The organism is Pseudarthrobacter sp. J47, assembly GCF_049810315.1.
Lineage (GTDB): Bacteria > Actinomycetota > Actinomycetes > Actinomycetales > Micrococcaceae > Arthrobacter.
On record NZ_CP187358.1, the window covers coordinates 2,765,232 to 2,789,211 of the forward strand.

Here is a 23,980-nt window from a genome sequence, read left to right on the forward strand (position 1 = left end):
CGCCCGGACTATAGGCTGGGAACGGCCGGGAGGATGGCTTCATCCAACGCCGGCGGGCATCTCTTGTGGGGAGGAAATGTGTCACAGCAGGACGGCAATGGCCCGTGGGAACCGCCGCAGCCCTGGGGCCAGCCGGGCCAGCCGCAGTGGGGTCAGCAGCCGCAATGGGCACCGCCGCCATACGGACAGCCGGAGCCCTACGGACAGCACGGGCCCTACGGCCAGCAGCCGCCGTACAACCAGCAGCAGCCCTACGGGAACTACGGTCCCGGCTACCGCCCTCCCCTTTACGTCGCGCCACCGAAGCCCGGTACGGTGCCCCTGCGTCCATTGATGTTCGGCGAGGTACTGGACGGTGCCTTCCAGGCCATCAGGCGCAATCCGAAGGCCATGCTCGGCGCATCCTTCCTGGCGCAGGCCCTGACGGCCATCGTTGTGGCGGTGTTTACCGCCCTGTCCGCCACGTCCGCCTTCTCCATCGAGGATCAGCTGGGCAGCGTTGACGGACCAGGTATTGACGGTTCCGCCGCCGGCCTCCTGCTGGGGCTTGCAGGCGGCAGCATTGTGGTGGTGCTGCTGGGCCTCTTCATCAGCGCCGTGCTCCAGGGCGCCATGGTGGTCCCGGTGGCCAGGTCCGTCCTCAACCGGCGCACCACGTTTGGCCAGATGTGGTCCCTGTCCCGTGCGCATGCCTGGGCCCTGGTCCGGCTCGCTGCCGTGTACCTGGGCGCCGTTGTGCTCGGTTTGGGCCTGATGCTGCTCCTGAGCTACCTGGTGGTGCAGGCCATGGACGGACCCGGTGCACTGCTGGTGCTGCCGTTGTGGCTGGTTGCCTTCCTGGCGGCCGTCTGGATCGGCGTCAAAGTCATGGTGGCGCCCGCGGCGATTGTTGTCGAGCAGATCGGCGCCTTCGAGGGTATCCGGCGTTCCTGGACCTTGACCACCTTCCACTGGTGGCGGCTCCTTGGCATCTCCCTGGTCGTTGCCATCCTGGTTTCCGTGATCGCACAGATCGTGACTTTTCCGGTGGGCATGCTCTCCGGAATGGTCACCGGTGTTGCCTTGCCCCACAGTGATCCCACGCAAGTTGCCGTCGCCGCAGTTATCACCGCCGTCCTCCTGGCGGTCGTCACCGCAGCGGTTGGTGCCGTGGGCTACGCCTACCAGACATCGGTGATGGCCCTTCTCTACCTTGATCTGCGCATGCGCCGCGAAGGGCTCGATATCACCTTGCACCGGCAGCTGGAAACAGGATCGGACCCGGACGGTGTTCCTGGCCGGGCGGCGGAGCCAGATGCTGGCCAGGGGTTCGGCGGAGCCGGGGCCGGGTATGGCCTCTGAGCCTCCGGTGCTGCCCGACGGGGATGTGGGCCGGCGCTGGGCGGAAGAGGAACTGGCAAAAGCTGACTATCAACGGCCGGCGGCCCGGTGGCTGGAGGAGGGCTGGCAGCGGATCCTTGACTGGTTCGGCCAGCTGGAGGGTCCTTCAGCTCCCTCCTCTCCGGTGGCCTTGGCACTGATAGTGGCAGCCGGCGTCGTAATCATCCTTGCTGCCGTGGTGCTGGTCCGGCCCCGTTTGAACGCGCGGCGGAAGGCACAGAAAGAGATGTACGACGCCGGCACCTCCGAAAGTGCGGAAGGCTACAGGCAGCGGGCGGCCGCCGCAGCCGCTGCCGGAAACCTGCGCGCCGCCGTCGTTGATCAGTTCCGTGCGCTGGTGAAGGCTGCCGAAGAGGACGAAGTGATTGATGCCCGGGCCGGGCGCACTGCGGACGAGGCAGCAGCCGAGCTGGGTTTGGCTTACCCCCTGTTTGCGGCCCGGCTGCGGCATGTCGCGGCCCTTTTCGACTCCGTCCTCTACGGACTTTCCGGAGCCGCTCCCGACGACTATGCAGCGGTGTCTGACCTGGATGAGGACCTCCGGAAAGAAGTGGCGCTCCGTGCGGAGCCGGAACAACTGGCCGCCCCAGGTGCACAGGCGCCGCTGTGACGCAGGAGACGCTCGTTCAAGACGACAGCGCGGCGCCACGTTCATCGGGTGGCAACCGGGCGCTGGACTGGGCCAGGAAGCACCGCGGGCTGGTCCTTGCCCTTCTGGTCCTGGTGCTGGCCCTGGTGATCATCGTGGCCAACGCGCTGGCCGCTCCCCCTGACGGCAGGGTACTGTCTGCCCGCAATCCCGGGCCCTCCGGCGCCCAGGCGGTGGCCCGGATCCTGGGCAACCACGGCGTGGCGGTGCACCCCGTTGATGACTTTTCCGCCGCCGTCGAAGTGCTGTCCCGCCATCCGGATTCCACCCTGTTCCTCTACGATGCAGGCTCCTATCTGGACAGCGGCCAGCTCCAGCGGCTGAAGGGGCTGGCCGGACGCGTTGTTGTCGTAGCTCCGCGGTTCGCCACCCTCCAGGATTTGGACGCGGGAATCCACCAGGCAGGAGTGGTTCCGGAGGGCACAGAAATCCTGGAATCGGGCTGCCCGGATGATGACGCTGTGGCGGCCGGCCCCATCCTGGCGCCGGATGCCTTCCTCTATAGCGGCGGCAGCACCTGTTACGGTACCGGGGCCGCTGATGGCCCGGAGACGGGGGTCATGGCCCGCAGCAGCACCGGGGACATCACGGTCCTTGGCAGCAGCCGGTTCCTCAGCAACGCAGACCTGGCCCAACAAGGCAACGCGGCGCTGGCCATCCGGAGCCTGGGGATTTCAGGCTCACTGGTGTGGTACCTGCCCGGTATCAGCGACTTCAACTCCCCCGGCTCCGAACGGACACTCAACGAACTGGCTCCACCGTGGGCGAACCTCCTGGGGCCCTGGCTTATTTTCGTTGCCGCTTTAGCCATGGTGTGGCGGGGCCGCCGTCTGGGACCGCTGGTGTTCGAACCGCTGCCCGTGGTGGTCCAAGCCGGAGAAACCGTGTACGGCCGCGCCCGGCTCTACCACAATGCGGGCGCCACGGACCTGGCCCGCAACAACCTCAGGGCCGGCACCCTGGCACGTCTGGCAAACCATTTCCGGATGCCGGCAGATGCCTCCGCCGACGACGTCGCGCGTCGAACCGCTGAATACCTGGACCGGCCATACGCCGAGGTCCTTGCGTTGCTGGACAAGACCCCCACCGGCGAAGCACGGCTGGTTCAATGGGCACAAGACCTGAACAAACTCGAGCAAGAGGTGGCAGAACGATGACTGAAGAGCTGATGCGGGCCCAAGGCATCCCCACCCCTGCGGGGCAGCAGGATCCGGATCCCGTGCGGCAGGCGTTCCACGATGTGCGCCGCGAGGTGGCCAAGGCAGTAGTTGGCCAGGACGCCACCGTGACCGGGATGCTCATTGCACTGCTCTCGCGCGGACATGTCCTGCTCGAAGGCGTGCCGGGAGTGGCCAAGACACTGCTGGTACGCAGCCTCTCGACTGCATTGGACCTGGACACCAAACGCGTCCAGTTCACTCCTGACCTGATGCCCGGGGACGTCACGGGTTCGCTGGTCTACGACACGCACACCTCGGAATTCAGCTTCCGGGAAGGCCCCGTCTTCACCAACATCCTGCTGGCCGACGAAATCAACAGGACTCCGCCCAAAACGCAGGCCTCGCTGCTGGAAGCGATGGAGGAACTGCAGGTCTCCGTGGACGGCGAATCCCGGGCCCTGCCAGCCCCGTTTATGGTTGCGGCCACCCAGAACCCTGTGGAATATGAGGGGACCTACCCGCTGCCGGAAGCCCAGTTGGACCGTTTCCTCCTTAAGCTCACCATGCCCCTGCCTGGCCGCACCGACGAAATTGAAGTCATCCGCCGGCACGCCGCGGGTTTTGACCCCCGGGACCTGCCCGCGGCCGGTGTGCGGGCGGTGGCAGGGGCTGGAGACCTGGCCCGGGCCCGCAAAGCTGTTGCCGCCGTCGATGTCTCCCCCGAGGTCCTTGGCTACATCGTGGACCTGGTCCGCGCTACCCGCGTCACGCCATCGTTCCAGCTGGGAGTCTCGCCCCGGGGGGCCACGGCACTGCTGAATACGTCGCGGGCCTGGGCCTGGCTTTCAGGGCGGAGCTTCGTAACCCCGGACGACGTCAAGGCCCTTGCCCTTCCGTGCCTGCGGCACCGGGTTGCCTTGGCCCCGGAGGCGCAAATGGACGGTGTCCGGGTGGACGACGTCCTGGGCGGCATCCTCGCAGCCGTTCCCGTTCCGCGCTGAACCGTGGCGGTCTCCGGGCGCGCTGTCCTGCTGGCGGCGCTGGCAACACTGGTATTGGTGCTGTTTCCGTCTTGGCTGACGTCAATGTGGCTTACCCTGGCCCTGGCTGTCCTGCTTGCCGCCGACCTTATGCTCGCCGCAAACCTCAAGGCCGTGGAGCCCCAATGTGTGGAGCCTGGCAACGTGGTGCTGGACGGGAGCACCACGAGCGTCCTGCGCATCAGGAACAACGGTGCACGCCGGCTTCGGGCCACGATCCGGGATGCCTGGCAGCCCTCCGCCGGCGCCCGGAATCCTGTACAGGACCTTGATGTGCCGGCCCGGGCCTCCCGCAGGATCACTGTTGAACTGCAGCCCACCCGGCGCGGTGACCTGCACACGCCGCACGCCACCATCCGGGCGTACGGCCCACTCCGGCTGGCGGCCCGGCAGCGCACGTACACGACTGCCGGAACGCTCCGCGTCCTGCCGCCTTTCCGTTCCCGGCGCCACCTGCCGTCCAAGCTGCGCCGGCTCCGTGAACTGGACGGCAGGGCCGCCGTGCAGATCCGCGGGGCCGGGACGGAGTTCGATTCGTTGCGGGACTACGTCCGCGGTGACGATGTCCGCTCGATTGACTGGCGCGCCACGGCCCGGCGTTCCGCGGTAGTCGTCCGCACCTGGCGCCCTGAGCGCGACCGGCGGGTCATCATCATGCTGGACACCTCACGGACCTCCGCCGTGCGGATCGGTGACGAACCGCGCCTGGACACGGGAATGGAGGCCGCGCTCCTGCTGGCCGTACTGGCCGAACGCGGCGGGGACCGTGTTGAGTTCTTCGCCTTCGACAGGCGCACCCGGGCTCGGGCAGGCTCCTCAGGAAAAGGCAACCTGCTGGGTTCACTGGTGCAGGCCATGGCACCCCTGCAAGCAGAACTGATCGAGCCCGACTGGGAATCGGTTCCCGGCCAGGTTCGCGCCCTGTCAGCGCACCGGTCACTTGTGGTGCTTTTGACAGCACTCGATGGCGGGGTACCCGAAGAAGGACTGATTCCGACGGCGGCGCGTCTCGCCAGGGACCACACAGTCGTGGTGGCGTCGGTCCGCGATCCGCTGTTCGATGCCCTGCTCACCAAACGAACCTCCGCTGCGGACGTGTTCCGGGCCGCGGCTGCCGAGAAAGCGCTGCTCGAGCGTCTTGCCGTGGCGCGCCAGTTGCGGCACGACGGCGTCGAAGTAGTGGACGCCGGGCCGGCGGACCTCCCGCCACAGCTCGCCGATACCTACATCCGATTGAAAGCGACGGGGCGCCTATGAACCACGCACCAGCCATCTACCCGGCAGTCCTGGGAGCTGACTTCCTGCGCCTGCAGCCGCAAGTGCAGGACTATTTTTCGCTGGCTCCGGGCCAGGGACACTATGGAGTTGGCGAGGGGACCTTCGAAGTGGTGGGCTGCCGCCAGGCCTGGCTCCGGCCAGCGCTCCGGATTATGGGCCGCGAGGAAGCCCTGTTTCCGGAGTATGGCGTGAACATCCCGTTCAGGATCGAAAACCACGCCCATCTGGACCCGTTCGGACGTTCCAGCCTCACTGCCCGCCGTGAAATCAGGTTTCCCGAACGGACCCGCGTATTCCAGGACACAACGTCCCTGGTGAAAGCATCTCCGCCGGATCCGGCCGGAGGTGACCGCCCGGCCGGAGCCTCCAGGCTGGTGGACTACCTCGGCCGGCACCGCAGGCTGGTCACGGACCTGGATCTGTTGGTCTCCCCTGAAGGCCGGTTGCGCGGAGTCTCCCGGGCGTCACGGCTGTTCCTCGGCGCCTTGCGGCTTCCGCTGCCTGGGGCCCTGGACGCCGCCGCATACGCAGAGCAGTGGTGGGACCCCTCGGCGGGCACGTCCGGCAGGCACCGGATCCACGTCAAGGTCATTCAACCGCAGGTGGGTGTGGTGCTGGTCTACGCAGGCAGCTTTGAGTACCGGCTCCGTCCCTACCGGACCGCCTCTGCCGCCGTTACGGACCCGCGCTACCTGCCCGGCTATGCCCTGCCGGAGCGATGGGAAAGCCGCAGCTAACCGAGCGCCAGCTGGTCCAGTTCATCAGCAGCCTGCACCAGGCGGGTCAGTACAGCCGTAGCCTGCTTCGGCTGGAGCCCTTCAAGTCCGGCCGACGGCGTCAGCCGCACCGCCGGGACCGATTCGGGAGTGAGCCCGAGCTGGCGCCACGGACGCCACACGGATTCCACGATGTCCGCAGTCGCAGGGAGGCTGGACCCGCCTACGTCTGCGGCACCGGCCCACAACCGCTTTCCTGATTCGATACCCGTGGCCAGATGCTCCCACTGCCGGGTGGTGAGGGCCTTGAGCGGCACGGCCACACCGTCAGCGCCGGCGGCAAAGATGATGTCGAACGGAGCCTCCACCTCGGGGACGGCCACCACCACTTCGGAGGCACCGGCGTCGTGCAGGGCCTTAACCACCAGGCGCAAAGACTCCGTGGCCTCCTGCCGGCCCAGCGAGCGCAGCGTCTGGTAACCGCTGGCGGTGGGGATGGTGCCGGCCAGGACCGCCGCAATGTCCGGTTCATCAACCTGTACCACCAGCCGGGCTGCAGGTACGGCGGCTGAAACCTTACGAAGGTGGCCTTCGACGCCGGCGGCCAGGGAAGCGGCGATGTCCCGCCGTGCGCCGTAGTCGAGCAGGGCGCGCTCGCCGTTGTGCAGGTACAGGCCGGCAGCCAGGCTCAGCGGACCCAGCAACTGAACCTTAAGGCTGGGAGCCTGGACATCTTCCTCACCGGCGAGATCGGCGAGGACGTTGATGTCCGTAGAGAGTGCCGAGGCGGCACGGCGCATGTCCTGGCCGGGCCGGTCAACCAGCCGCCAGCCGTGCGGCTGTACGTCCACGGCCAGTTCCATCAGCAGCGAGGCGGTACGGCCCACGGCGTCGGAACCAACTCCCCGGTCAGGAAGCTCGGGCAGGAACGGCAGGTGCGGGCCTCCCAGTTCGCCGCGGATGATCCGCATGGCCTCCACCGGGTCCTGTCCGGGCCATGGACCCAGCGCAGTGGCAGTGACCTGGCTCATTTCAGGCTGGACTGGTGGTCTTCGGCGATCGCTTCATGATGGCGGATAACTTCGCCGATGATGAAGTTGAGGAACTTCTCGGCGAACGCCGGATCCAGGTGTGCGTCCTCGGCAAGCCGGCGCAACCGCGCAATCTGGGCGGCTTCGCGGCCCGGATCGCCGGCCGGGAGCCGGTGTTTGGCCTTGAGGAAACCCACCTTCTGCGTGGCCTTGAATCGTTCGGCCAACAGGTAGACCAGCGTGGCATCAATGTTGTCGATGCTGGAACGGATGGACAGCAGCTCTGCCATGACCGAATCGTCCACCTGGCCGGCCAGTGAACTGGCTTCGGCATCGTACGGTTCGGTGTCCGGAAGGTCGTGATTGTGCTGCGTCATGGTCCAAGTCTAGGGGGCGGGACGGGAAAATCCCGACCCGCCCCCGCCATGTGGACGCGGCTGCCACAGGAGGGTCAGATGCCTAACAGCGCACGGTGTTGTTCACGCCGACGGGCCTGCTCTTCCGGGTCCGGAACCGGTAGCGAGGCGATCAGCCGCTTGGTGTAATCATGCTGCGGGGATCCCATCACCTGGCTTCCAATCCCCTGTTCCACAAGCCTGCCCTTGTACAGGACACCCACCCACTGGGAGAGGATATCCACCACTGCCAGGTCATGGCTGATGAACAGCGCGGCGAAACCAAACTCCTGTTGGATCTCCCTGAAGAGTTCCAGCACCTTCGCCTGCACCGAGACGTCAAGTGCCGACGTCGGCTCATCCGCAATCAGCAGCTTCGGGTTCAGTATGAGTGCCCTGGCCAGCGAGGCCCGCTGGCGCTGCCCGCCGGACAACTCATGCGGATAACGGTCAGCGTAGGAAGCCGGCAGCTGGACTGATTCGAGCAGTTCGCCCACACGCTTGCGGGCCTGGGCCGGGCTCGGACTGGTGTGGATGATCATCGGCTCCGCCACGCAGTCACCGATGGTCAGCTGGGGGTTGAATGACGCCGCAGGGTCCTGGAACACGAAGCCGATGTCCTTGCGGAGCGGCTTGAAGGTGCGCTCCTTGAGGTTCAGCATCTCGTAGCCCAGCACCTTCAGGCTGCCCCCGGTGGTCTTGTTCAGGCCGGCGATGGCGCGTCCTATGGTGGTTTTTCCCGATCCGGATTCACCCACCAGGCCAAAGACCTCACCCTCGGACAGCGTAAAGCTCACCCTGTCCACTGCCTTGAACGCCGGGGTTCCCAGCCGGCCGGGATACTCGATGGTGAGGTCCCGTGCCTCGACCAGGACCTTGGCTCCCTGATGGGCCCGTGTCACCAGGCCTTCGGACGCTGAGTTGCGCCCCAGGTGCGGAACAGCCGCCAGCAGACGCTTCGTGTAGTCCTGCTTCGGTTCCGCGAACAGCACCCGGGAAGGCGCCTCTTCGACGACGTCGCCCCGGTACATCACCACCACCCGGTCGGCGAGGTCGGCCACTACGCCCATGTTGTGGGTGATCAGCACAATGGAGGTGCCGTACTGGTCCCGCAGGTCCCGAAGCAGTTCCAGGATCTCCGCCTGCACGGTGACATCCAGCGCAGTGGTTGGTTCATCCGCAACGATCAGCCCGGGGTTCAAGGCCAGGGCAGCAGCGATGATGATGCGTTGCTTCTGGCCCCCGGAAAACTGATGCGGATAGTAATTGACCCGGTGCTCAGGATCGGGAATGCCCACCTTCCGGAGGGCCTCAACGGCCCTGGCCTTGGCTTCCCTGGCCGAAACCCGTTTACCGGCGCCCCCGGCGTGCGCACGGATGCCCTCGGCGATCTGCCACCCAACGGTAAAGACGGGGTTCAGTGCCGTGGAGGGTTCCTGGAAAACCATGGCAACGTCCCGGCCACGGATCTGGCGCAGCTTTGCGGCACTGACGCTGATGACATTGCTGCCATTGATCAGGACGGCGCCGCTGCTGGTGGCAGTCTCCGGCAGCAGGCCCAGGATGGTCTTGGCGGTGACGGTCTTGCCTGAACCGGACTCCCCCACAATGGCCACCACTTCCCCGGCGCGGACATCCAGGCTGACATCCTTAACGGCGTGGACATCACCGCCGTCGGTGGCAAAGGTGACCTTGAGGTGGCTCAGGCTCAGGACCTTGCCTGCCGGGTCCTGGGCGGGATGATCAATATTAACGCTCATGATTGTCCGCCTTCGGAAGATGTTGTTACCTGCGCAGCGCCGGGATTTTCCCTGGGGCTGTTCTTTCGGCCCCCACTGGCAGTTCTGCTGCGTGTTTTTCCGCCTGCGGCTTTGCGTCCGCGCAGCCGCGGATCGTTGAGGTCATTGATGCTCTCACCCACCAGCGTCAGGCCCACGACTGTCAGAACAATGGCCAGTCCCGGAAAGAGGCCGGTCCACCAGATACCGGACGTTGTGTCAGCGAGCGCCTTGTTCAGGTCAAAGCCCCACTCGGCAGCCGAACTTGGTTCGATGCCGAATCCAAGGAAGCCCAGGCCTGCGAGCGTCAGGATGGCCTCGGAGGCGTTCAGCGTGAAAATAAGCGGCAGGGTCCGCGTGGCGTTCCTGTAGATATGCCGGCCCATGATCCGCATGTTCGATGCGCCCACCACCTTCGCGGACTCCACGAAGGGCTCTGCCTTGAGCCTGATGGTCTCCGCCCGGATCACCCGGAAATACTGTGGGATGAACACCAGGGTGATAGCCGTTCCTGCGGCAAATATGCCGCCGATCAGGCTGGACTGCCCGCCGCTGATCACAATGGCCATCACGATGGCCACCAGCAGGGACGGGAAGGCATAAACGGCGTCGGCGATGACCACCAGGATGCGGTCCAGCCAGCCACCGATATAGCCGCTGACAAGTCCCAGGACAACGCCGATCACGATCGACATGGTCACCGCCACAACGATGACGAAGACTGCCGTTTGGGACCCCCAGACCACCCTGGAAAGGACGTCATATCCACTAACGGTGGTACCCAGGAGGTGCTTGCCTCCTGGTTCCTGCTGCGTGGGGAAGTTGCCATCGGCGTCGGAAAGCTGGGCGAAGCCGTAGGGTGCAAGCAGTGGAGCGAAGATGGCCGTCAGGACGAACGCCGAGGTGATGACCAGTCCGGCCACCAGCATTCCGCGTTGCAGGCCAACGCTCTTGTTGAAGTGCGAAATTACCGGCAGGCGCCTGTAAAAGGGCGCCCGCGGGTTGACTGTGGGTTCAATGCCCTGTGCAACACTCATCAGTACCTCACCCTCGGGTCGATCAGCGCGGCAATGATGTCCACAACGAAGTTGGTCAGGGCAACAATGATGGCCAGCAGCACCACAATGCCCTGGACGGCAACAAAGTCCCTGGCCGTCAGGTAATTGGCCAGCTGGAAGCCCAGGCCTTTCCATTCAAAGGTCTTTTCGGTCAGGACTGCACCGCCGAGCATGACGGCAATCTGCAGGCCCATGACCGTAATGATCGGGATGAGCGCCGGTTTGTAGGCATGTTTGGTCACCAACCGGAATTCGCTCACGCCACGGGAACGGCCTGCCTCTACATAGTCCTTGCCCAGCGTGCCGATCACGTTGGTACGGACGAGCCGGAGGAAAATCCCGGCGGTGAGCAGGCCCAGGGCAACAGCCGGGAGGATGGCGTGCGAAACGACGTCGCCCAGGGCAGCCATGTTGCCGCTGCGAATGGCGTCCAGCCAGTAGATTCCGGTTGGGGATTCCAGGGAGGTCAGTGCCAGTTCGCTGGAAGTTTTGGCCCGCCCGGCAACAGGAAGCCAGCCAAGCCACACCGAGAACGTCAGTTTCAGCAGCATGCCTGCGAAGAACACTGGAGTGGCGTAGCAGAGGATTGCGAAAACCCGGAGTACTGCATCTGGGGTCTTATCGCGCCGGTGGGCCGCGATCATGCCCAAGGGGATCCCCACCAGGAGCGCCACAAGCAGGGCGTTGATGGTCAGCTCCAGGGTGGCCGCCCCGTAGGTGGTCAGCATTTCCGAGACGGCACGGTTGTCAGTGATGGTGCGGCCAAAATTTCCAGTAGCAAGTTGTCCGAGGTACTCGAAGTACTGGATCAGGACCGGCCTGTCGTATCCGGCGCTGTGGATGCGTTCCTGGAGCTGCTCCTCGGGGAGCCGCCCGCCCATGGCAGCCGTAATGGGATCTCCCGTGATGCGCATCAGGAAAAACACCATGGTGACCAGGATGAAGATTGTAGGGAAGATCAGCAGGAACCGGATCAGGATGTACTGTCCCAGTCCGCCGCCGGATGATTTTTTGGAGGCCGGAAGTAATCCGTCCGCGTCGTTTGGCGGCGCCTCGATGAGTGTTGTCATTGGTACCTCAGGTTGTTGTGGCAGTCGCCCGCCGGCCCTGTAGGGTGCGGGCTCCGCAGCCACGCAAAGGGCGGGACGCCTCCGGGCGCCCCGCCCCCGCGTGCGGTCAGAACAGGATGGCAGGAACCCTTACTTGGACATCACGCCAAGGCGGGTCTTGAACGACGCATCCAGCGTCTTTTCGACACCCTTCACGTCCGTGCCCGCCACCATGACCTGGGCGCCCTGCAGCAGCGGAAGGGTGGACAGATCCTCGGCCACGGCTTCCTGGGCTTCACCGATCAGGGTTGCGCGCTCGGCCTTGTCCGTCGTCACGAGCTGCTTGTTGATGACCTCGGTGACTTCCGGGTTCTCGTAGTGGTTACCAAGGAAGTTGCCCGGGATGAAGAACGGGGTGAGGTAGTTGTCAGCATCCGAGTAGTCCGGGAACCAGCCGAGCTGGTACACGGGGTAGGCGTCAGCGCGGCGTTCCTTGGTGTAGGTGGTCCATTCCGTCGACTTCAGGTCCACAGTGAACAGGCCGGACTTTTCCAGTTGCTCCTTGACCAGCGCGTATTCGTCAGCGGCGGACGTGCCGTAACGGTCCGTGTACTGGAGCTTGAGGTCCACCACGGAGCTTACGCCGGCATCTGACAGGACCTTCTTGGCCTTATCGAGGCTGGGCTTGCCGTTGCCGTCGCCGTACAGGCTCTTGAGGGGCTCGGTGGCGCCTTCGAATCCCTGTGGAACATAGGAGTAGACAGGAGTGTAGGTGTCCTTGAAGACCTGCGAAGCAATGACATCCCGGTCCACCAGGTGTGCCACCGCCTGGCGCACGGCAAGTGCCTTGGCAGGATCGGCTTCGGGAGTCTTGGCACCAAAAGGCATGGTGTCGAAGTTGAAGACCATGTACCGCAGCTCCCCGCCCGGGCCCTTGTGGACCTTGACCTTGGAGTCCTTCTCGAGGTCCGCGACGTCAGTAGCCGTGAGGATACGGCCGGCGACGTCGATGTTCCCCTGCTGAACGTCCAGCTTGAGGTTGTTCGGATCTGCATAGTGCTTCAGGGTGGCGCCGCCGTTTTCAGCCGCACCAAGCATGCCTTTGTACTCGCTGTTGGGCTTGAAGCTGACCAGCTCGTTCTTCTGGTAGCTGTCAATGGTGTACTGCCCGGCAAAGGGCTTGGCTTCGATAATGGCGTCATCGTCCATGATCTTGTCAGCCGGGAAGACCTCTTCATCGACGATCGGCCCCGGGTTGGAAGCCAGGACGCCCGGGAACACCTGGTCATCTGCTGCCTTGAGGGTGAAGACGACGGTGGTGGGATCGGTGGCTTCCACCTTTTCCATGTTGGAGAGCAGCGATGCCGGGCCATTGGGATCGTTGATGGCCACCACGCGGTTGAACGAGAACACCACGTCAGAGGAATCGAGGGTGTTCCCGTTAGCGAATTTGAGGTCCGACTTGAGCTTTACCGTGTACTCGGTGGGGCTGGTGAAAGAGGCAGACTCGGCGATGTCTGGAGTGGCATCGGCCGTGCCCGGAGCGTAGTTCATCAGGAACGGGTAAATCTGGTTCATCACCATAAACGAGCCGCCGTCGTAGGAGCCCGCGGGGTCCAGGGTCACCACCTTGTCGGTGGTGCCGTAGGTGATGGTGCTGCCGGCGCCCTCCGTGGAGGTTCCCCCACCGCCGGATGGGCCCGTGCAGGCTGTCACGGCGAGGGCGGAAACACCTGCCAGCGCGATGGCGCCGTACAGGGATTTTTTGTGCTTAGTCATCCTTGAACTTTCTGTTCGATGAATAGGCGCTGGCCGTCAGGGTGTGTGGTCCCCAGGGACGGCAAGCGGATCTGATTCCCCGATTCAACCAGAAAGATTTTGGGTGAAACGATAAATTCGAGCGATTCCTGTGACTCGAGACACAAAATTTACACGAGCGGACTCTCAGTTGCCCGAATCAGCCCAGTTCTGCGCGCTGCAATGAGCGTGCAGCGTCAATCGTGGCCTGTCCCAGCACGCGGCTGCCCTGGTAGAGAACCACCGTCTGACCTGGCGCCACGCCCCGCAGCGGAGTGACCAGGCGGACCACGAGCTTGGCGGCCGGGAGGGTGCCGTCCTCCGCCTCGGAGCGTTCCATCCAGGCCGTGGCCGGAACCGGATCGCCATGCGCCCGGACCTGGGCGAAGCAGTCGAACACAGCGCCGGTTTCCACCTCGGCGATGGGAAGGCCGGCCCAGGAGACCTTGATGCCGCGGATCTCGTCAATGGCAAGCAGGGCTTCCGGGCCCACCACAACCTTGTTTTCCTTGGGACGGATCTCCAGGACGAAGCGCGGCTTGCCGTCAGCGGCGGGGGTCCCCAGCTTCAGGCCACGGCGCTGGCCTACGGTGAACGCGTTTGCTCCCGGGTGCTCCCCCACCTTGGCACCGGTCTCATCCACGATGTCGCCGGTGGTCATGTCGATCTTCTCTGCCAGCCACCCCGCGGTGTCTCCGTCCGGGATGAAGCAGATGTCATGGCTGTCCGGCTTGTTGGCAACCGACAGTCCGCGGCGCTCCGCTTCGGCGCGGACCTCGGCCTTGGAGGGAGTGTCTGCGAGCGGGAACATGGAGTGCTGCAGCTGCTCGTGCGTCAGGACACCCAGCACGTAGCTCTGGTCCTTGGCCCAGTCGGCGGCGCGGTGGAGTTCCGGGTTGCCGTCCGCGTCCTTGATGACCTTGGCGTAGTGGCCGGTGCACACGGCGTCGAAGCCCAGCGCAATAGCCTTTTCCAACAGCGCGGCGAACTTGATGCGCTCGTTGCAGCGCATGCAGGGGTTGGGAGTACGGCCTGCAGCGTATTCGTCGATGAAGTCCTGGACCACGTCTTCCTTGAAGCGTTCCGAGAAGTCCCACACGTAATACGGGATGCCCAGGACGTCGCAGGCACGCCAGGCGTCACGCGAGTCTTCAATGGTGCAGCAGCCGCGGCTGCCGGTGCGCAGGGTGCCAGGCATGCGGGACAGCGCAAGGTGGACCCCGACGACGTCGTGGCCCGCCTCCACGGCTCGTGCTGCGGCTACGGCGGAATCGACTCCGCCGCTCATGGCTGCTAAAACTCGCATGCTGGCTTTCTGCTGGGAAGAATGTGGATTTCAGGCCTCGACCTGCCTTACCATTCTAGGGCTTCACAGCACAAGCCGCGATGTGACATATGTCAGGCTCCGGTCCGGCCTACGGTGCCTGCCGTCTGGATCGAGGACTCATGCCCGGCCATTCCCGCCTGGCGGGCACGGGCATAGGCATTCGGTAAGGCCGCGAGCAGGGCCTTGACATCGGCTTCCGTTGAGGTGTGGCCAAGGGTAAACCGCTGCGCACCGCGGGCGGTCTGCTCATCCAGCCCCATGGCCAGCAGCACATGCGAGGGCCGCGGAACTCCGGCCGTACAGGCGGATCCCGTGGATGACTCCACACCCGCCAGGTCAAGCAGGAACAGCAGTGAATCGCCTTCGCAGCCAGGGAAGGTGAAGTGCGCATTGCCCGGCAGCCGGCCATCCCCGGGAGCCCCGCGCAGCACTGCCTCCGGCACCGCCGCCCGGACGCCGTCGATCAATTCGTCGCGCAGGGCGGCAATCCTCGCCGACTCCGTGGGCAGGGTGGCGGCAGCGGTCTGGGCCGCCGCAGCGAAGGCCGCAATCGATGCAGTATCAAGGGTGCCCGACCGTACGTCGCGTTCCTGCCCGCCGCCATGCTGCACGGGCGTGAGCTTGACGGCCCTTCCCAACAGCAGCGCACCCACTCCCACCGGCCCGCCGATCTTGTGCCCGGAAATGGACATCGCGTCCAGCCCGGACTCCCGGAAATCAAGGGCCACCGAGCCAAAGGCCTGTACGGCGTCCGAGTGGACAGGCACACCCGCTGCGTGCGCCAGTTCCACAACGCGGCCGATGGGCTGGATCGTCCCAACCTCATTGTTGGCCCACATCACGCTCACCAGGGCAATTGTTTGGGGGTCCCGCGCGAGTTCGGATTCCAGGACGTCCAGCCGTACGGCGCCATCGGCGTCCACGGGAAGCCAGGTGACTTCGGCGCCTTCGTGGCGCTCCAGCCATTCCACGGTGTCCAGTACTGCATGATGTTCGACGGCGGAGCAGAGGATGCGGCGGCGCGCAGGGTTTTCGCCGGACCGGGCCCAATACAGGCCTTTCACGGCGAGATTGTCCGATTCCGTTCCGCCGGAGGTAAAGATGACTTCGGAAGGGTGGGCCCCCGCAGCCGCGGCGATGGCCTCGCGGGCGTCTTCCACCGAACGGCGTGCGCGGCGGCCGGCTCCGTGAAGGGATGAGGGATTGCCGGTCCGGCTAAGTTCCCTCGTCAGGGCAGCCAGGGCCTCTGCGGACAGCGGAGTGGTGGCGGCATGATCCAGGTAAACGGGCACGGGTTAATTCTAGCCGCGTTCATTCCGGCTCATTTGTGGCGCGGATCCTGGCGCAGCATTGCCCGGGCGCATCGTTGCCCACCACGCGGTCCTCAGGTTCTCCGCATCCTGAAGCGGCGCCCGCCAGGAATGCTCCGTTCATGGCGCAGACTACCGATGGGTGGCCATCCGCCAGCCGGCGGAACGGGCAGTTGGTGAGGATGTAGCCGCCGTCCCCATCCGGTTCGGGCCCGTATCCCTCGGCGGCAAGAAACCCATCAAAACGCGCGCTTCCGGCCGACCGTGCCATGCCTGCGGAGCGGGCGACGTCCTGCAGTGAATCGCCAACCTGGCGGCCGGTTGCCGCGGACTGTTCGATCGCGGCGGCCATCAGCTCGCCGGCCAGGTCATAGTTCCGGTCCGGAACGAACGCGCCCACCTCCGATGCGGCCTTGCGGTACATCTTGGCGGGCCGGCCGGAGCCGGGACCGGCTTTCCCCGGCGGCTTGAGGAATTCAACGGCCAGAAGGCCGTCCTGCACCAGCCGGTCGAGGTGGAATGACGCCGTACTCCTGGGCACTCCGAGGGCCAATGCCGCCTCATCGCGGCCAACCGCCACGGGCGATGCCGCAACGAATTCAAACAACTGGCGGCGTTTTCGATCCGCCAGTGAGGTAATCGACGCGATCCGCTGGAGCAACGGCTGCCTGGCCATCCACATCCTCCGCTCTAAAAACAATTTTCATTGCTTTAACAGTTCCGGCTTTCTAAAATAATGATACCTACTTTTAGAAGGAGACCGCCATGAAAACCCTTCACGCAGCACCCACAGCCGGCACCGCCCCGGCCGTGGAGCAAAGCCGCCAGGCTTTCCTCTTGCTGCGTACCGTCTTTACCGTTGCCCCGATCGTCTTCGGGCTGGATAAGTTCACCAATATCCTGACCGACTGGACGATCTACCTTGCACCCATCGCCACGTCCGTGGTGCCACTGCCAGCGCAGACATTGATGTACATCGTGGGTGTTGTGGAAATAGTTGCCGGCATTGCGGTGGCCCTGCGGCCCCGCTTTGGATCGGCGCTGGTAGCCCTGTGGCTTCTCGGCATCATCATCAACCTGCTGCTCCTGGGCGGCTTTTACGATATTGCGCTCAGGGACTTCGGATTGCTCGTAGGTGCACTTGCCCTGAACCGCTTGTCCCCTGCAGGGATGTGGCGGACCCGCCACTGAAACCAGCGCCGGGGCCGCGCCACATCATCAGCCCGGAGGGACCACCAGGAGCCGTTGCTGGACGTCCGTCCGGGCAGAGGCGAGGGCACCGGCGTCGTTACAGGTAATGGAAACGTAAATGCTGGATCCGGCCGTGCCGAACAGGCGGGCCAGCAGGGCTGTGGGCCTGGCGGCACCGGCCGGCGGACGCTCAAGCTGGAGAACCTCGACGGCGGGTCCCGGCTTGTCGGCGTCGCCGCCCCAGCGCAGCGAAAAGGTAGACAGGTACTCGGGAAGAATCGTGGGGTCCAGGTATTTGAAGAGCGCCACAGTGGACGCGTGGTCGTCAGTGGAAACGAGCGGCCACTGGTTGGCCCGGGAGGTGGCGGCCACCAGGCAACCGTCCGCCCGCTGATACTGGGATCCGCCTGCCACGTTGTCCTTGACCACTGTCCAGCCCGGCGCTTCCTTCAGCCCGTCGGACAATCCCACCGGTACACCCTTGGCCAGTGTGCCCCCGGCGCTGAACGGCATATCCGCGGCAGCGACGGCGGCGGCATCGTGTCCTGGGGTGATGGTCGGCGTCGCAAGTCCCGGAGAAGAAACCACAGGAACCGGTGCAGCAGGGTCCCGGACGTCGACCGAACAGCCCGAAAGCGCCAGGGCAACAGCACTGCCAAGGCCGGCCAGGCGCACCGCTGCAGCTGGAAGGGTGCGCCCACTCCTCAGCGTTGCCGCCCACGTCCGGTTGTTGGTCTTGTCCACGTTCACTTCCGCTGGTCCGGGCCGGTCGGTGCGCCGGCCCCTGCAAGATTCTAGACGCGTTTCCCGGGAACCGGAGGCTGCCGCGCATTCGTTGAGCCACCAGGACCGCTACTATGGGCCCTGCCCTCCCGGCCGCCGGCGGGGCCACTGGAACAGAAGGGTACTTGCTTGGCCGAGAGCAGCAGCTCGCACTACCAGGTCCTCCGGATTGCCGTCACCGCCACGGAAAAGGAGGTCAAGCTGGCGTATCGGAAGGCCGCACGGCTGGCCCACCCGGACCACGGGGGCGATGCCGCGGAGTTCCGCCGGATCACGCAGGCGTACGAAACCCTGATCGACCCAGCACGCCGCCGCGCCTACGACCGTTCCTACGCACGCGGCACCGCGGGCCGGGCTTCCGGACAAGGAGCGGACCAGGACTCAGGCGAGGCGCACTTCGATGCTCCGGCCGCCGGCAGCCACGCCTCCGCCACCATCCACCGGCCGGCGGCGTCGCGCAACACCGCCGGGGACGCGCCTGTGTACTGGCCGCCCTATCCCGAACCAGGTGTTCCGAACGCGGAAACCCCGCTCATTCCCTGGGCGGAGGCCAACCGGCAGATCCACGGTATGCCGCGCAAACGCGGGATCTTCGGCGCCGAAGCGCGGATCCAGCGGGAGCTGCAGACGGTCCAGCTCATCGACCGCCAGGTGCTCTCCGCCATCCCCGCGGCCCGGCTGGTCAACGGCCTTCTGTCCCCTGCGGACAACAGCCACATCGACCACGCCGTGCTGTCCGGTTACCGGCTGGCCCTGGTGGGTTCGATGCTGCTCCCCAAAGGCGCCTACGCCTGGGACGGACAGACCCTCAACCATGGAGGACGTTCGGTGGCCCCGCCGCAGCTTGCCCATACCGTGCGTGCCATGCAGGAGGTTTTCCCCGAACTGAACGTCACAGGCTGGACGGTGGTCCTCAGTCCCGGAGGAAACCCCCACGAACCGGTCATCGACCAGCATCGCCGAAGCCCGGCAACAGCGTCGGCCATCAAGGTGGTTAACGCGGCAGGCCTGGGCCGCGGACTCAAGGAGTTCCTCTCCTCCGGCCCGGCGCCCAACACTGTCAACGTTCCGGTACTGGCCCGGTTGCTGCGCGGCATGCACTAGGAACAGCCGGCGGGATTCCCGGATCAGGCGGTTTAGGATTGGACGGTGTTCCGCATCCTCTTCCACACCCCAGAAATCCCCGGCAATACGGGAAACGCCATCCGGCTCGCCGCCATTACGGGCGCCGAACTTCACCTGGTGGAGCCCCTGGGCTTTGACTTCTCTGACGCCAAGCTGCGCCGCGCAGGCCTGGACTATCACGACCTCGCGGTAGTCACGGTCCACAAGAACATCGAGGATGCCTGGGCGCACCTGCAGCCCGAACGCGTCTACGCATTCACGTCCGACGGCGAAGCCTCCTATACGGACATCGCGTACCTGCCCGGAGACGTCCTGATGTTCGGCCAGGAATCAACGGGCCTCCCGGAGGAACTCAAGAAGGACCCGCACATCACTTCCACGGTCCGCCTGCCCATGCTTCCGGCGCTGCGTTCCCTGAACCTGGCCAATGCGGCCTCGATCGCCGTTTATGAGGCCTGGCGCCAGCACGGATTCGCCGGCGCCAAGCTGTAGCAAGGCAGTCCCGGTCTGGTGCCCGGGACCTAGAAGCCGGCGATGGTTGCCGGACCGTTGACCTGCACCACGTGGAAAGCCTCAGCTCCCGCCCCCTCAGGCAGGCCCGCCCGCTGTCCGTTCCGGAGCAGTGTGTCCCGCACAACCGCTTCCATCGCGTCAACGTCCGGGTGCTGGGAGACATGGACGTGGATGGCCTTGAGCTTGATGTCCGTAAACGCTGAGACGTCCACGAAATGGTTCTCGCGTTCCTCGGGCCCGGCAAACATCCAAAGCCACGGAACCTTGTACGCGTCCAGGCCTGCTGCCGCGAGTTCCGGGTACGCAAAGGGGTTCTCCACGGCCGGGTAGATGGCCCGGGTTACTGCCTCGCCCGCGGCGAGGTGGTCCGGGTGGCTCTTCTGCAGGCGGTTCCAGTTCCGCTCGGGGTGCAGGGAGAGTACGACGTCGGGCCTCACCTGGCGGATCAGCTTCACCACTCCCCTGATCACGTCGTGCGAAGGTTCGAGGTAGCCGTCACGGTGGTGGAGGTAGTAAATGTCCGTGACTCCCGCGAGCGCAGCTGCTTCCTGCTGTTCGGCGGCGCGAAGGGCGGGTACGCCGTCCCTGTCGTTGGCATCGAAACCGCCGGCATCGCCGTCGGTCATGATGCAGTAGCTCACTTTGACTCCGGCGGCCGTCCACGCTGCCACGGTTCCGGCGGCGCCGAAGTCGATGTCGTCCGGATGTGCGGCGAAACAGAGCACCCGTTCAACCCGGTCCGTGGCCGGGTTGAACGGGCTCCGTGCCGAAGGGGCACCCATTGGTTCTGCGGACAACTAGGAGCCCTGTCGTTTCCGGATTTCCTGGGCGGCCTGCGGGAGCACCTTGTGGAGGTCGCCGATGATGCCGAAGTCGGCGATCTCGAACACCGGCGATTCGGCGTCCTTATTGACGGCCACGATCACCTTTGCCGTCTGCATGCCGGCCTTCTGCTGGATGGCGCCGGAAATTCCCGCCGAGATGTAGAGCTCCGGCGAAACAGTCTTCCCGGTCTGGCCCACCTGGGCATCATGGCTGATCCAGCCGGCATCCGTAGCCGCGCGGGACGCTCCCACGGCTGCACCGAGGGCGTCGGCCAGCTCCTCCACCGGACCAAAGTCGCCATCCACGCCGCGGCCACCGGCCACGACGATCCGTGCGTCGGCGAGGTCCGGGCGTCCGCTCGCCGTCTTGGGGCTCCGGGACGTGATCCGGGCTGCGCCTGCCAGGGCCTCTGCGGGGATCTCCACTGTGTGGCTCTCCGGAGCGGCCGGCGAAGCTGCCGGTTCCGGCGTCACCGAGTTGGCCTTGACGGTGAGGACGGCGATGGACGTGGTGGCACGTGAAGTGGTGTTGTAGGAGCCGGCGAGGACCGACTTGTGAGCCGTTCCGTCAGGGCTGACGGACACCACGTCAGTGATGACGCCGGCGTTGAGCCGGATGCCTGCGCGCGCGGCGATCTCCTTGGCCTCCGAGGTGTTCTCCAGGAGGACTGTTCCCGCACCGGCGGCAGAGGCCGCCGCGGCGACGAACGCTGCCTTGGGCCCCACCAGGAAGTCATTCAGGGTCTCGGCAGCCGGGCGGAAGACCGCGGTGGCACCATAGCTGCCCAGTTGGCCCTCGACGTCGGAGGTGATGCTGCCGTTGACGGCGGCCACGGGCTCCCCCAGGCTCGCGGCGATGGTCAGCAGCTCCAGGCTGCCCTTTTTCAGGGAGTCGCCAGGGTTGTCGATGAATACAAGTACCTTTGCCATAATTCGCAGTTCCCCTTAGAGCAGCTTCTGGGCGGCCAGGAAGTCCACCAGCTTGATGCCGGCGTCGCCTTCGTCCGTGATGATGGTTCCCGCGGTGCGGGGCGGGCGGGATGCCGCGGAATCCACGGAAGTCCAGGATCCGGCGTGGCCTACCTGCGCGGGATCGACGCCAATGTCCGACAGGGTAAGGGTGGTAATGGTCTTCCGCTTGGCCGCGATGATGCCCTTGAAGTTGGGATACCGGGGCTCGTTGATCTGGTCCGTCACGGAAACTACTGCCGGCAGGGACGCCTCGACCGTATCCGTGGAGGAATCGCCATCGCGGCGGGCCACCAGGGTGTTCCCCTGCACGTCCACCGAAGCAGCAAAGGTGACTTGCGGCAGCGCAAGTCGTTCAGCCAGCTGTGCCGGGACCAACGACGTTTCGCCATCCGTGGAGGCCATGCCCGTAAGGACCAGGTCCACGTTCCCCTCGGCCGACAGGTGGCGGATGGCTGCGGCCAGGGCCAGGGACGTCGCCGCTGCGTCGGAGCCTGCCAGGGAGTCGTCCACCAGGTGGACGCCCTCGGTGGCGCCCATCTGCAGCGACTTCTTGACGGCATTAACCGCACCGGCAGGCCCCATGCTCAGGGCGATAACCTGGTTGCCGGCCTTGCTGCCGCCGCGGGCCTCCGTCAGTTGCAGGGCGGTTTCCAGGGCGTATTCATCCAGTTCAGACAGAATGCTCTCCGCACGGTCCATTGTGTGGCCCTCGCCGGTGAGGTGTCGGTCGAACTGGGCGTCCGGTACATGCTTGACCAGGACAACGATCTTCAATGTATCTCCCACTGTTTCTACAGCAGCCTTCCATGCTTGCGGTAGCCAGCCCCACTGGGGCGTAGCCATGGACTGCCCGGGTCACGGGTAGCTCCTAGCTAACCACAAAGCCCGGCCATGTTCGCGCCCGCGTTAACGTCCGTGTCCTGGCCGCGCTTGCCCCGGAACTTCTGTATGACGGACGACGGCGGCAACCCCCTTTCCGAAAGGAGGTTGCCGCCGTCGGGCCGTCCGTGCTGCCTAGGCCGGCGCAGTGCCGAGGGTCACCTCGAGTGTCTGCTCCTTGCCGTTACGCAGCACTGTCACCTTGACCTTTGAGCCGCCTGCCTGTTCGCGGACGGCCGCCGTGAGCTGGTTCGGTTCGCTGATGGTCAGATCGTTGAACCGGGTGATGACGTCACCCACCTTGATACCGGCGTTCTCAGCTGCCGAACCGCTCTCCACCGTGGCCACTTCGGCGCCCACGGAGAACTCCGAGGACCTGGAGGATGCCGTCTTTCCCTTGACGCTGACGCCGAGCTGACCGTGGCTGGCGGTGCCGTTGTCCACGATTTCCTGGGCGATCCGCTTGGCGTGGTTGATCGGGATACTGAAGCCGACGCCGATGTTCCCGGCGGTGGTGGAGGCGTCCGATCCCGCCGAGGCGATGGCGACGTTCACACCAATGACTTCGCCCTTGGCGTTCACCAGCGCGCCGCCGGAGTTACCGGGGTTGATGGCGGCATCTGTCTGGATGACGTTGATCGAAATGGAGCTGCTGGCCGCATTCGGGGTGCCACCACCCGGAGGGGCGAACTGGAAGCCCTCACCATTGTTGTTCTCGGCTTCGTCGCCGTCTTCGGGAGCTGCGGCCGAGGCAACGCTGATGGTCCGGTTGAGCGTGGACACAATGCCGTCCGTGACCGTACCGGTCAGGCCAAGCGGAGAGCCGATGGCAATGGCGGTGTCGCCCACGTTGAGCGCACCGGAATCACCCAACGTGGCAGGAGTCAGTCCGGAGGGATCCTCCGCCTTGATGACCGCCAGGTCGGAGAGCGGATCCGTTCCAACCAGGGTTGCGGCAATGACGCGGCCGTCAGAAGTGCGGATTTCGAGGTGCGCGTCCGCAGTGGCGCCGTCAAGCGTCACCACATGGGTATTGGTCAGGATGTGCCCCTCGTCGTCCAGGATGATGCCGGATCCTGTACCACCCGAATTTCCGCTGGAGGCGCTGATGGTCACTACGCTGGGCGTCGCCTTGACGGCTGCCGCGGTGATCTCGTTGACGCTGTCAGTGTTGTTCACGATCACGGTCTCCGGCTGGGAGCTGGTGCTGACCGGAGACCCGCCATCGTCAAAACCGTTCCCGATACCAACAGCTGCGACGCCGCCGCCCACCAGGCCTGCTGCCAGGATGCTGGCCACAAGCGTTCCTACGCCAAAGCTGGCCTTGCGCCTGGGCTGGGTGTAGGCCGGACCGAAGCTGCTTCCCGGCTGGTGCTGGGCGCCCTGGTGTGGGGCACTCTGGTGTGGTGCGGCCTGGTGCTGGGCCGGCTGCTGCGGGGCGCCGTAGGGCTGGTGGGAACCGTAATAGCCGGGCTGCGGGTCAGCACGGTGCGCGGAATCCGGGGCAGCGGAACCATATGCGTATTCCTGTGCCGGTGCGGCGGCTGGCGGCGTGGGCCCGCCCGTCCGCTCCAGGGGAACGGTGGCGTTCGTGTTGGCGGATGCAGTGTCTATGGGTTCCGTGTTGTGGGACCCATCGTCCGACGGTTCCTGGCCCTGCCTCGGGTGCTCAGTCATTGGAATTCCTCTCGTGCTCGTCTGCCATTAACTATGGACCCCATCGCT

At 65.3% G+C, this 23,980-nt stretch carries 23 protein-coding genes; 9 read left to right on the forward strand and 14 right to left on the reverse strand.

What is annotated here, in order from left to right; genetic code table 11:
• Positions 1-78: 78 nt before the first annotated feature.
• From ACPJW8_RS12650 to ACPJW8_RS12675, 6 genes are read left to right on the forward strand one after another with little or no spacing between them, the layout of a single operon-like run.
• Positions 79-1,341, forward strand: coding sequence for a hypothetical protein (locus tag ACPJW8_RS12650; RefSeq protein ID WP_330187646.1), 1,263 nt, complete (start codon positions 79-81; stop codon positions 1,339-1,341).
• Positions 1,331-1,990 carry a DUF4129 domain-containing protein gene (locus ACPJW8_RS12655; protein WP_330187645.1) on the forward strand — a complete coding sequence of 220 codons (660 nt, stop codon included), beginning with the start codon at positions 1,331-1,333 and terminating at the stop codon, positions 1,988-1,990. The genes ACPJW8_RS12650 and ACPJW8_RS12655 overlap by 11 nt, the downstream gene beginning before the upstream one ends.
• Entirely contained in the window at positions 1,987-3,186 is a 1,200-nt protein-coding gene (locus ACPJW8_RS12660; protein WP_330187644.1) for a DUF4350 domain-containing protein, read from the forward strand. The genes ACPJW8_RS12655 and ACPJW8_RS12660 overlap by 4 nt, the downstream gene beginning before the upstream one ends.
• Positions 3,183-4,190 (forward strand): AAA family ATPase, encoded by a 1,008-nt coding sequence (locus ACPJW8_RS12665; RefSeq protein WP_425256345.1) that lies wholly within the window; start codon positions 3,183-3,185, stop codon positions 4,188-4,190. The genes ACPJW8_RS12660 and ACPJW8_RS12665 overlap by 4 nt, the downstream gene beginning before the upstream one ends.
• 3 nt (positions 4,191-4,193) lie before the next feature.
• Positions 4,194-5,486, forward strand: coding sequence for a DUF58 domain-containing protein (locus ACPJW8_RS12670; protein WP_330187643.1), 1,293 nt, complete (start codon positions 4,194-4,196; stop codon positions 5,484-5,486).
• Positions 5,483-6,244, forward strand: a complete 762-nt coding sequence (locus ACPJW8_RS12675; protein WP_330187642.1) for a DUF4166 domain-containing protein — start codon at positions 5,483-5,485, stop codon at positions 6,242-6,244. The genes ACPJW8_RS12670 and ACPJW8_RS12675 overlap by 4 nt, the downstream gene beginning before the upstream one ends.
• Here the strand turns inward: ACPJW8_RS12675 and ACPJW8_RS12680 are convergent.
• The 9 genes from ACPJW8_RS12680 to ACPJW8_RS12720 form a co-directional block, all read right to left on the reverse strand.
• The gene (locus ACPJW8_RS12680) at positions 6,241-7,254 is read right to left on the reverse strand and encodes a hypothetical protein (RefSeq protein ID WP_330187641.1); all 1,014 of its coding nucleotides are present in this window, start codon (positions 7,252-7,254) and stop codon (positions 6,241-6,243) included. The genes ACPJW8_RS12675 and ACPJW8_RS12680 overlap by 4 nt on opposite strands.
• Positions 7,251-7,631, reverse strand: coding sequence for a chorismate mutase (locus ACPJW8_RS12685; RefSeq protein ID WP_330187640.1), 381 nt, complete (start codon positions 7,629-7,631; stop codon positions 7,251-7,253). Before ACPJW8_RS12685 ends, ACPJW8_RS12680 begins: the two co-directional genes overlap by 4 nt.
• A 74-nt stretch (positions 7,632-7,705) precedes the next feature.
• Complete coding sequence (locus ACPJW8_RS12690) at positions 7,706-9,409, reverse strand: ABC transporter ATP-binding protein (RefSeq protein ID WP_330187639.1); 1,704 nt, start codon at positions 9,407-9,409, stop codon at positions 7,706-7,708.
• Positions 9,406-10,464, reverse strand: a complete 1,059-nt coding sequence (locus ACPJW8_RS12695) for an ABC transporter permease (RefSeq protein WP_330187638.1) — start codon at positions 10,462-10,464, stop codon at positions 9,406-9,408. Before ACPJW8_RS12695 ends, ACPJW8_RS12690 begins: the two co-directional genes overlap by 4 nt.
• On the reverse strand, positions 10,464-11,555 hold the full coding sequence (locus ACPJW8_RS12700; RefSeq protein WP_330187637.1) for an ABC transporter permease: 1,092 nt from the start codon (positions 11,553-11,555) through the stop codon (positions 10,464-10,466). The genes ACPJW8_RS12695 and ACPJW8_RS12700 overlap by 1 nt, the downstream gene beginning before the upstream one ends.
• A 129-nt stretch (positions 11,556-11,684) precedes the next feature.
• Positions 11,685-13,313 (reverse strand): ABC transporter substrate-binding protein, encoded by a 1,629-nt coding sequence (locus ACPJW8_RS12705; protein ID WP_330187636.1) that lies wholly within the window; start codon positions 13,311-13,313, stop codon positions 11,685-11,687.
• 178 nt (positions 13,314-13,491) lie between these two features.
• Entirely contained in the window at positions 13,492-14,637 is a 1,146-nt protein-coding gene (mnmA, locus tag ACPJW8_RS12710; protein ID WP_330187635.1) for a tRNA 2-thiouridine(34) synthase MnmA, read from the reverse strand.
• Between the two features lie 92 nt (positions 14,638-14,729).
• Positions 14,730-15,950, reverse strand: a complete 1,221-nt coding sequence (locus ACPJW8_RS12715; protein WP_330187634.1) for a cysteine desulfurase family protein — start codon at positions 15,948-15,950, stop codon at positions 14,730-14,732.
• A 19-nt stretch (positions 15,951-15,969) separates the two neighbouring features.
• On the reverse strand, positions 15,970-16,644 hold the full coding sequence (locus ACPJW8_RS12720) for a transcriptional regulator (protein WP_330187633.1): 675 nt from the start codon (positions 16,642-16,644) through the stop codon (positions 15,970-15,972).
• Between the two features lie 89 nt (positions 16,645-16,733).
• Between ACPJW8_RS12720 and ACPJW8_RS12725 the strand changes: the two genes are divergently transcribed.
• A complete protein-coding gene (locus ACPJW8_RS12725; protein WP_330187632.1) occupies positions 16,734-17,159 on the forward strand; it encodes a hypothetical protein in 426 nt (141 codons plus the stop codon).
• Between the two features lie 27 nt (positions 17,160-17,186).
• Here ACPJW8_RS12725 and ACPJW8_RS12730 read toward each other — a convergent pair whose 3' ends face one another.
• Positions 17,187-17,903, reverse strand: a complete 717-nt coding sequence (locus tag ACPJW8_RS12730) for a hypothetical protein (RefSeq protein WP_330187631.1) — start codon at positions 17,901-17,903, stop codon at positions 17,187-17,189.
• A 168-nt stretch (positions 17,904-18,071) separates the two neighbouring features.
• On the opposite strand from ACPJW8_RS12730, the gene ACPJW8_RS12735 reads away from it, so the two are divergent.
• Both ACPJW8_RS12735 and ACPJW8_RS12740 read left to right on the forward strand, forming a co-directional pair.
• Positions 18,072-19,046 carry a J domain-containing protein gene (locus tag ACPJW8_RS12735; RefSeq protein WP_330187630.1) on the forward strand — a complete coding sequence of 325 codons (975 nt, stop codon included), beginning with the start codon at positions 18,072-18,074 and terminating at the stop codon, positions 19,044-19,046.
• A gap of 45 nt (positions 19,047-19,091) precedes the next feature.
• On the forward strand, positions 19,092-19,559 hold the full coding sequence (locus ACPJW8_RS12740) for a tRNA (cytidine(34)-2'-O)-methyltransferase (protein WP_330187629.1): 468 nt from the start codon (positions 19,092-19,094) through the stop codon (positions 19,557-19,559).
• A gap of 29 nt (positions 19,560-19,588) precedes the next feature.
• On the opposite strand, the gene ACPJW8_RS12745 is transcribed toward ACPJW8_RS12740, so the two are convergent.
• From ACPJW8_RS12745 to ACPJW8_RS12760, 4 genes are all read right to left on the reverse strand, one after another.
• On the reverse strand, positions 19,589-20,362 hold the full coding sequence (locus ACPJW8_RS12745; RefSeq protein ID WP_330187850.1) for a PIG-L deacetylase family protein: 774 nt from the start codon (positions 20,360-20,362) through the stop codon (positions 19,589-19,591).
• A gap of 15 nt (positions 20,363-20,377) precedes the next feature.
• Positions 20,378-21,334 carry an electron transfer flavoprotein subunit alpha/FixB family protein gene (locus ACPJW8_RS12750; RefSeq protein WP_330187628.1) on the reverse strand — a complete coding sequence of 319 codons (957 nt, stop codon included), beginning with the start codon at positions 21,332-21,334 and terminating at the stop codon, positions 20,378-20,380.
• Between the two features lie 15 nt (positions 21,335-21,349).
• On the reverse strand, positions 21,350-22,150 hold the full coding sequence (locus tag ACPJW8_RS12755) for an electron transfer flavoprotein subunit beta/FixA family protein (RefSeq protein WP_330187849.1): 801 nt from the start codon (positions 22,148-22,150) through the stop codon (positions 21,350-21,352).
• A gap of 240 nt (positions 22,151-22,390) precedes the next feature.
• Complete coding sequence (locus tag ACPJW8_RS12760; protein ID WP_330187627.1) at positions 22,391-23,932, reverse strand: S1C family serine protease; 1,542 nt, start codon at positions 23,930-23,932, stop codon at positions 22,391-22,393.
• Between the last annotated feature and the right edge of the window lie 48 nt (positions 23,933-23,980).

Excerpts from the sequence above, each read along its gene's own strand:
- ACPJW8_RS12680 (WP_330187641.1), bottom strand. The coding sequence starts at position 7,254 with ATGAGCCAGGTCACTGCCACTGCGCTGGGTCCATGGCCCGGACAGGAC.
- mnmA (WP_330187635.1), bottom strand. The coding sequence starts at position 14,637 with ATGCGAGTTTTAGCAGCCATGAGCGGCGGAGTCGATTCCGCCGTAGCC.
- ACPJW8_RS12705 (WP_330187636.1), bottom strand. The coding sequence starts at position 13,313 with ATGACTAAGCACAAAAAATCCCTGTACGGCGCCATCGCGCTGGCAGGT.
- ACPJW8_RS12745 (WP_330187850.1), bottom strand. The coding sequence starts at position 20,362 with ATGGGTGCCCCTTCGGCACGGAGCCCGTTCAACCCGGCCACGGACCGG.
- ACPJW8_RS12665 (WP_425256345.1), top strand. The coding sequence starts at position 3,183 with ATGACTGAAGAGCTGATGCGGGCCCAAGGCATCCCCACCCCTGCGGGG.
- ACPJW8_RS12690 (WP_330187639.1), bottom strand. The coding sequence starts at position 9,409 with ATGAGCGTTAATATTGATCATCCCGCCCAGGACCCGGCAGGCAAGGTC.
- ACPJW8_RS12655 (WP_330187645.1), top strand. The coding sequence starts at position 1,331 with ATGGCCTCTGAGCCTCCGGTGCTGCCCGACGGGGATGTGGGCCGGCGC.
- ACPJW8_RS12700 (WP_330187637.1), bottom strand. The coding sequence starts at position 11,555 with ATGACAACACTCATCGAGGCGCCGCCAAACGACGCGGACGGATTACTT.
- ACPJW8_RS12760 (WP_330187627.1), bottom strand. The coding sequence starts at position 23,932 with ATGACTGAGCACCCGAGGCAGGGCCAGGAACCGTCGGACGATGGGTCC.
- ACPJW8_RS12720 (WP_330187633.1), bottom strand. The coding sequence starts at position 16,644 with ATGGCCAGGCAGCCGTTGCTCCAGCGGATCGCGTCGATTACCTCACTG.
- ACPJW8_RS12695 (WP_330187638.1), bottom strand. The coding sequence starts at position 10,464 with ATGAGTGTTGCACAGGGCATTGAACCCACAGTCAACCCGCGGGCGCCC.
- ACPJW8_RS12685 (WP_330187640.1), bottom strand. The coding sequence starts at position 7,631 with ATGACGCAGCACAATCACGACCTTCCGGACACCGAACCGTACGATGCC.
- ACPJW8_RS12675 (WP_330187642.1), top strand. The coding sequence starts at position 5,483 with ATGAACCACGCACCAGCCATCTACCCGGCAGTCCTGGGAGCTGACTTC.
- ACPJW8_RS12750 (WP_330187628.1), bottom strand. The coding sequence starts at position 21,334 with ATGGCAAAGGTACTTGTATTCATCGACAACCCTGGCGACTCCCTGAAA.
- ACPJW8_RS12725 (WP_330187632.1), top strand. The coding sequence starts at position 16,734 with ATGAAAACCCTTCACGCAGCACCCACAGCCGGCACCGCCCCGGCCGTG.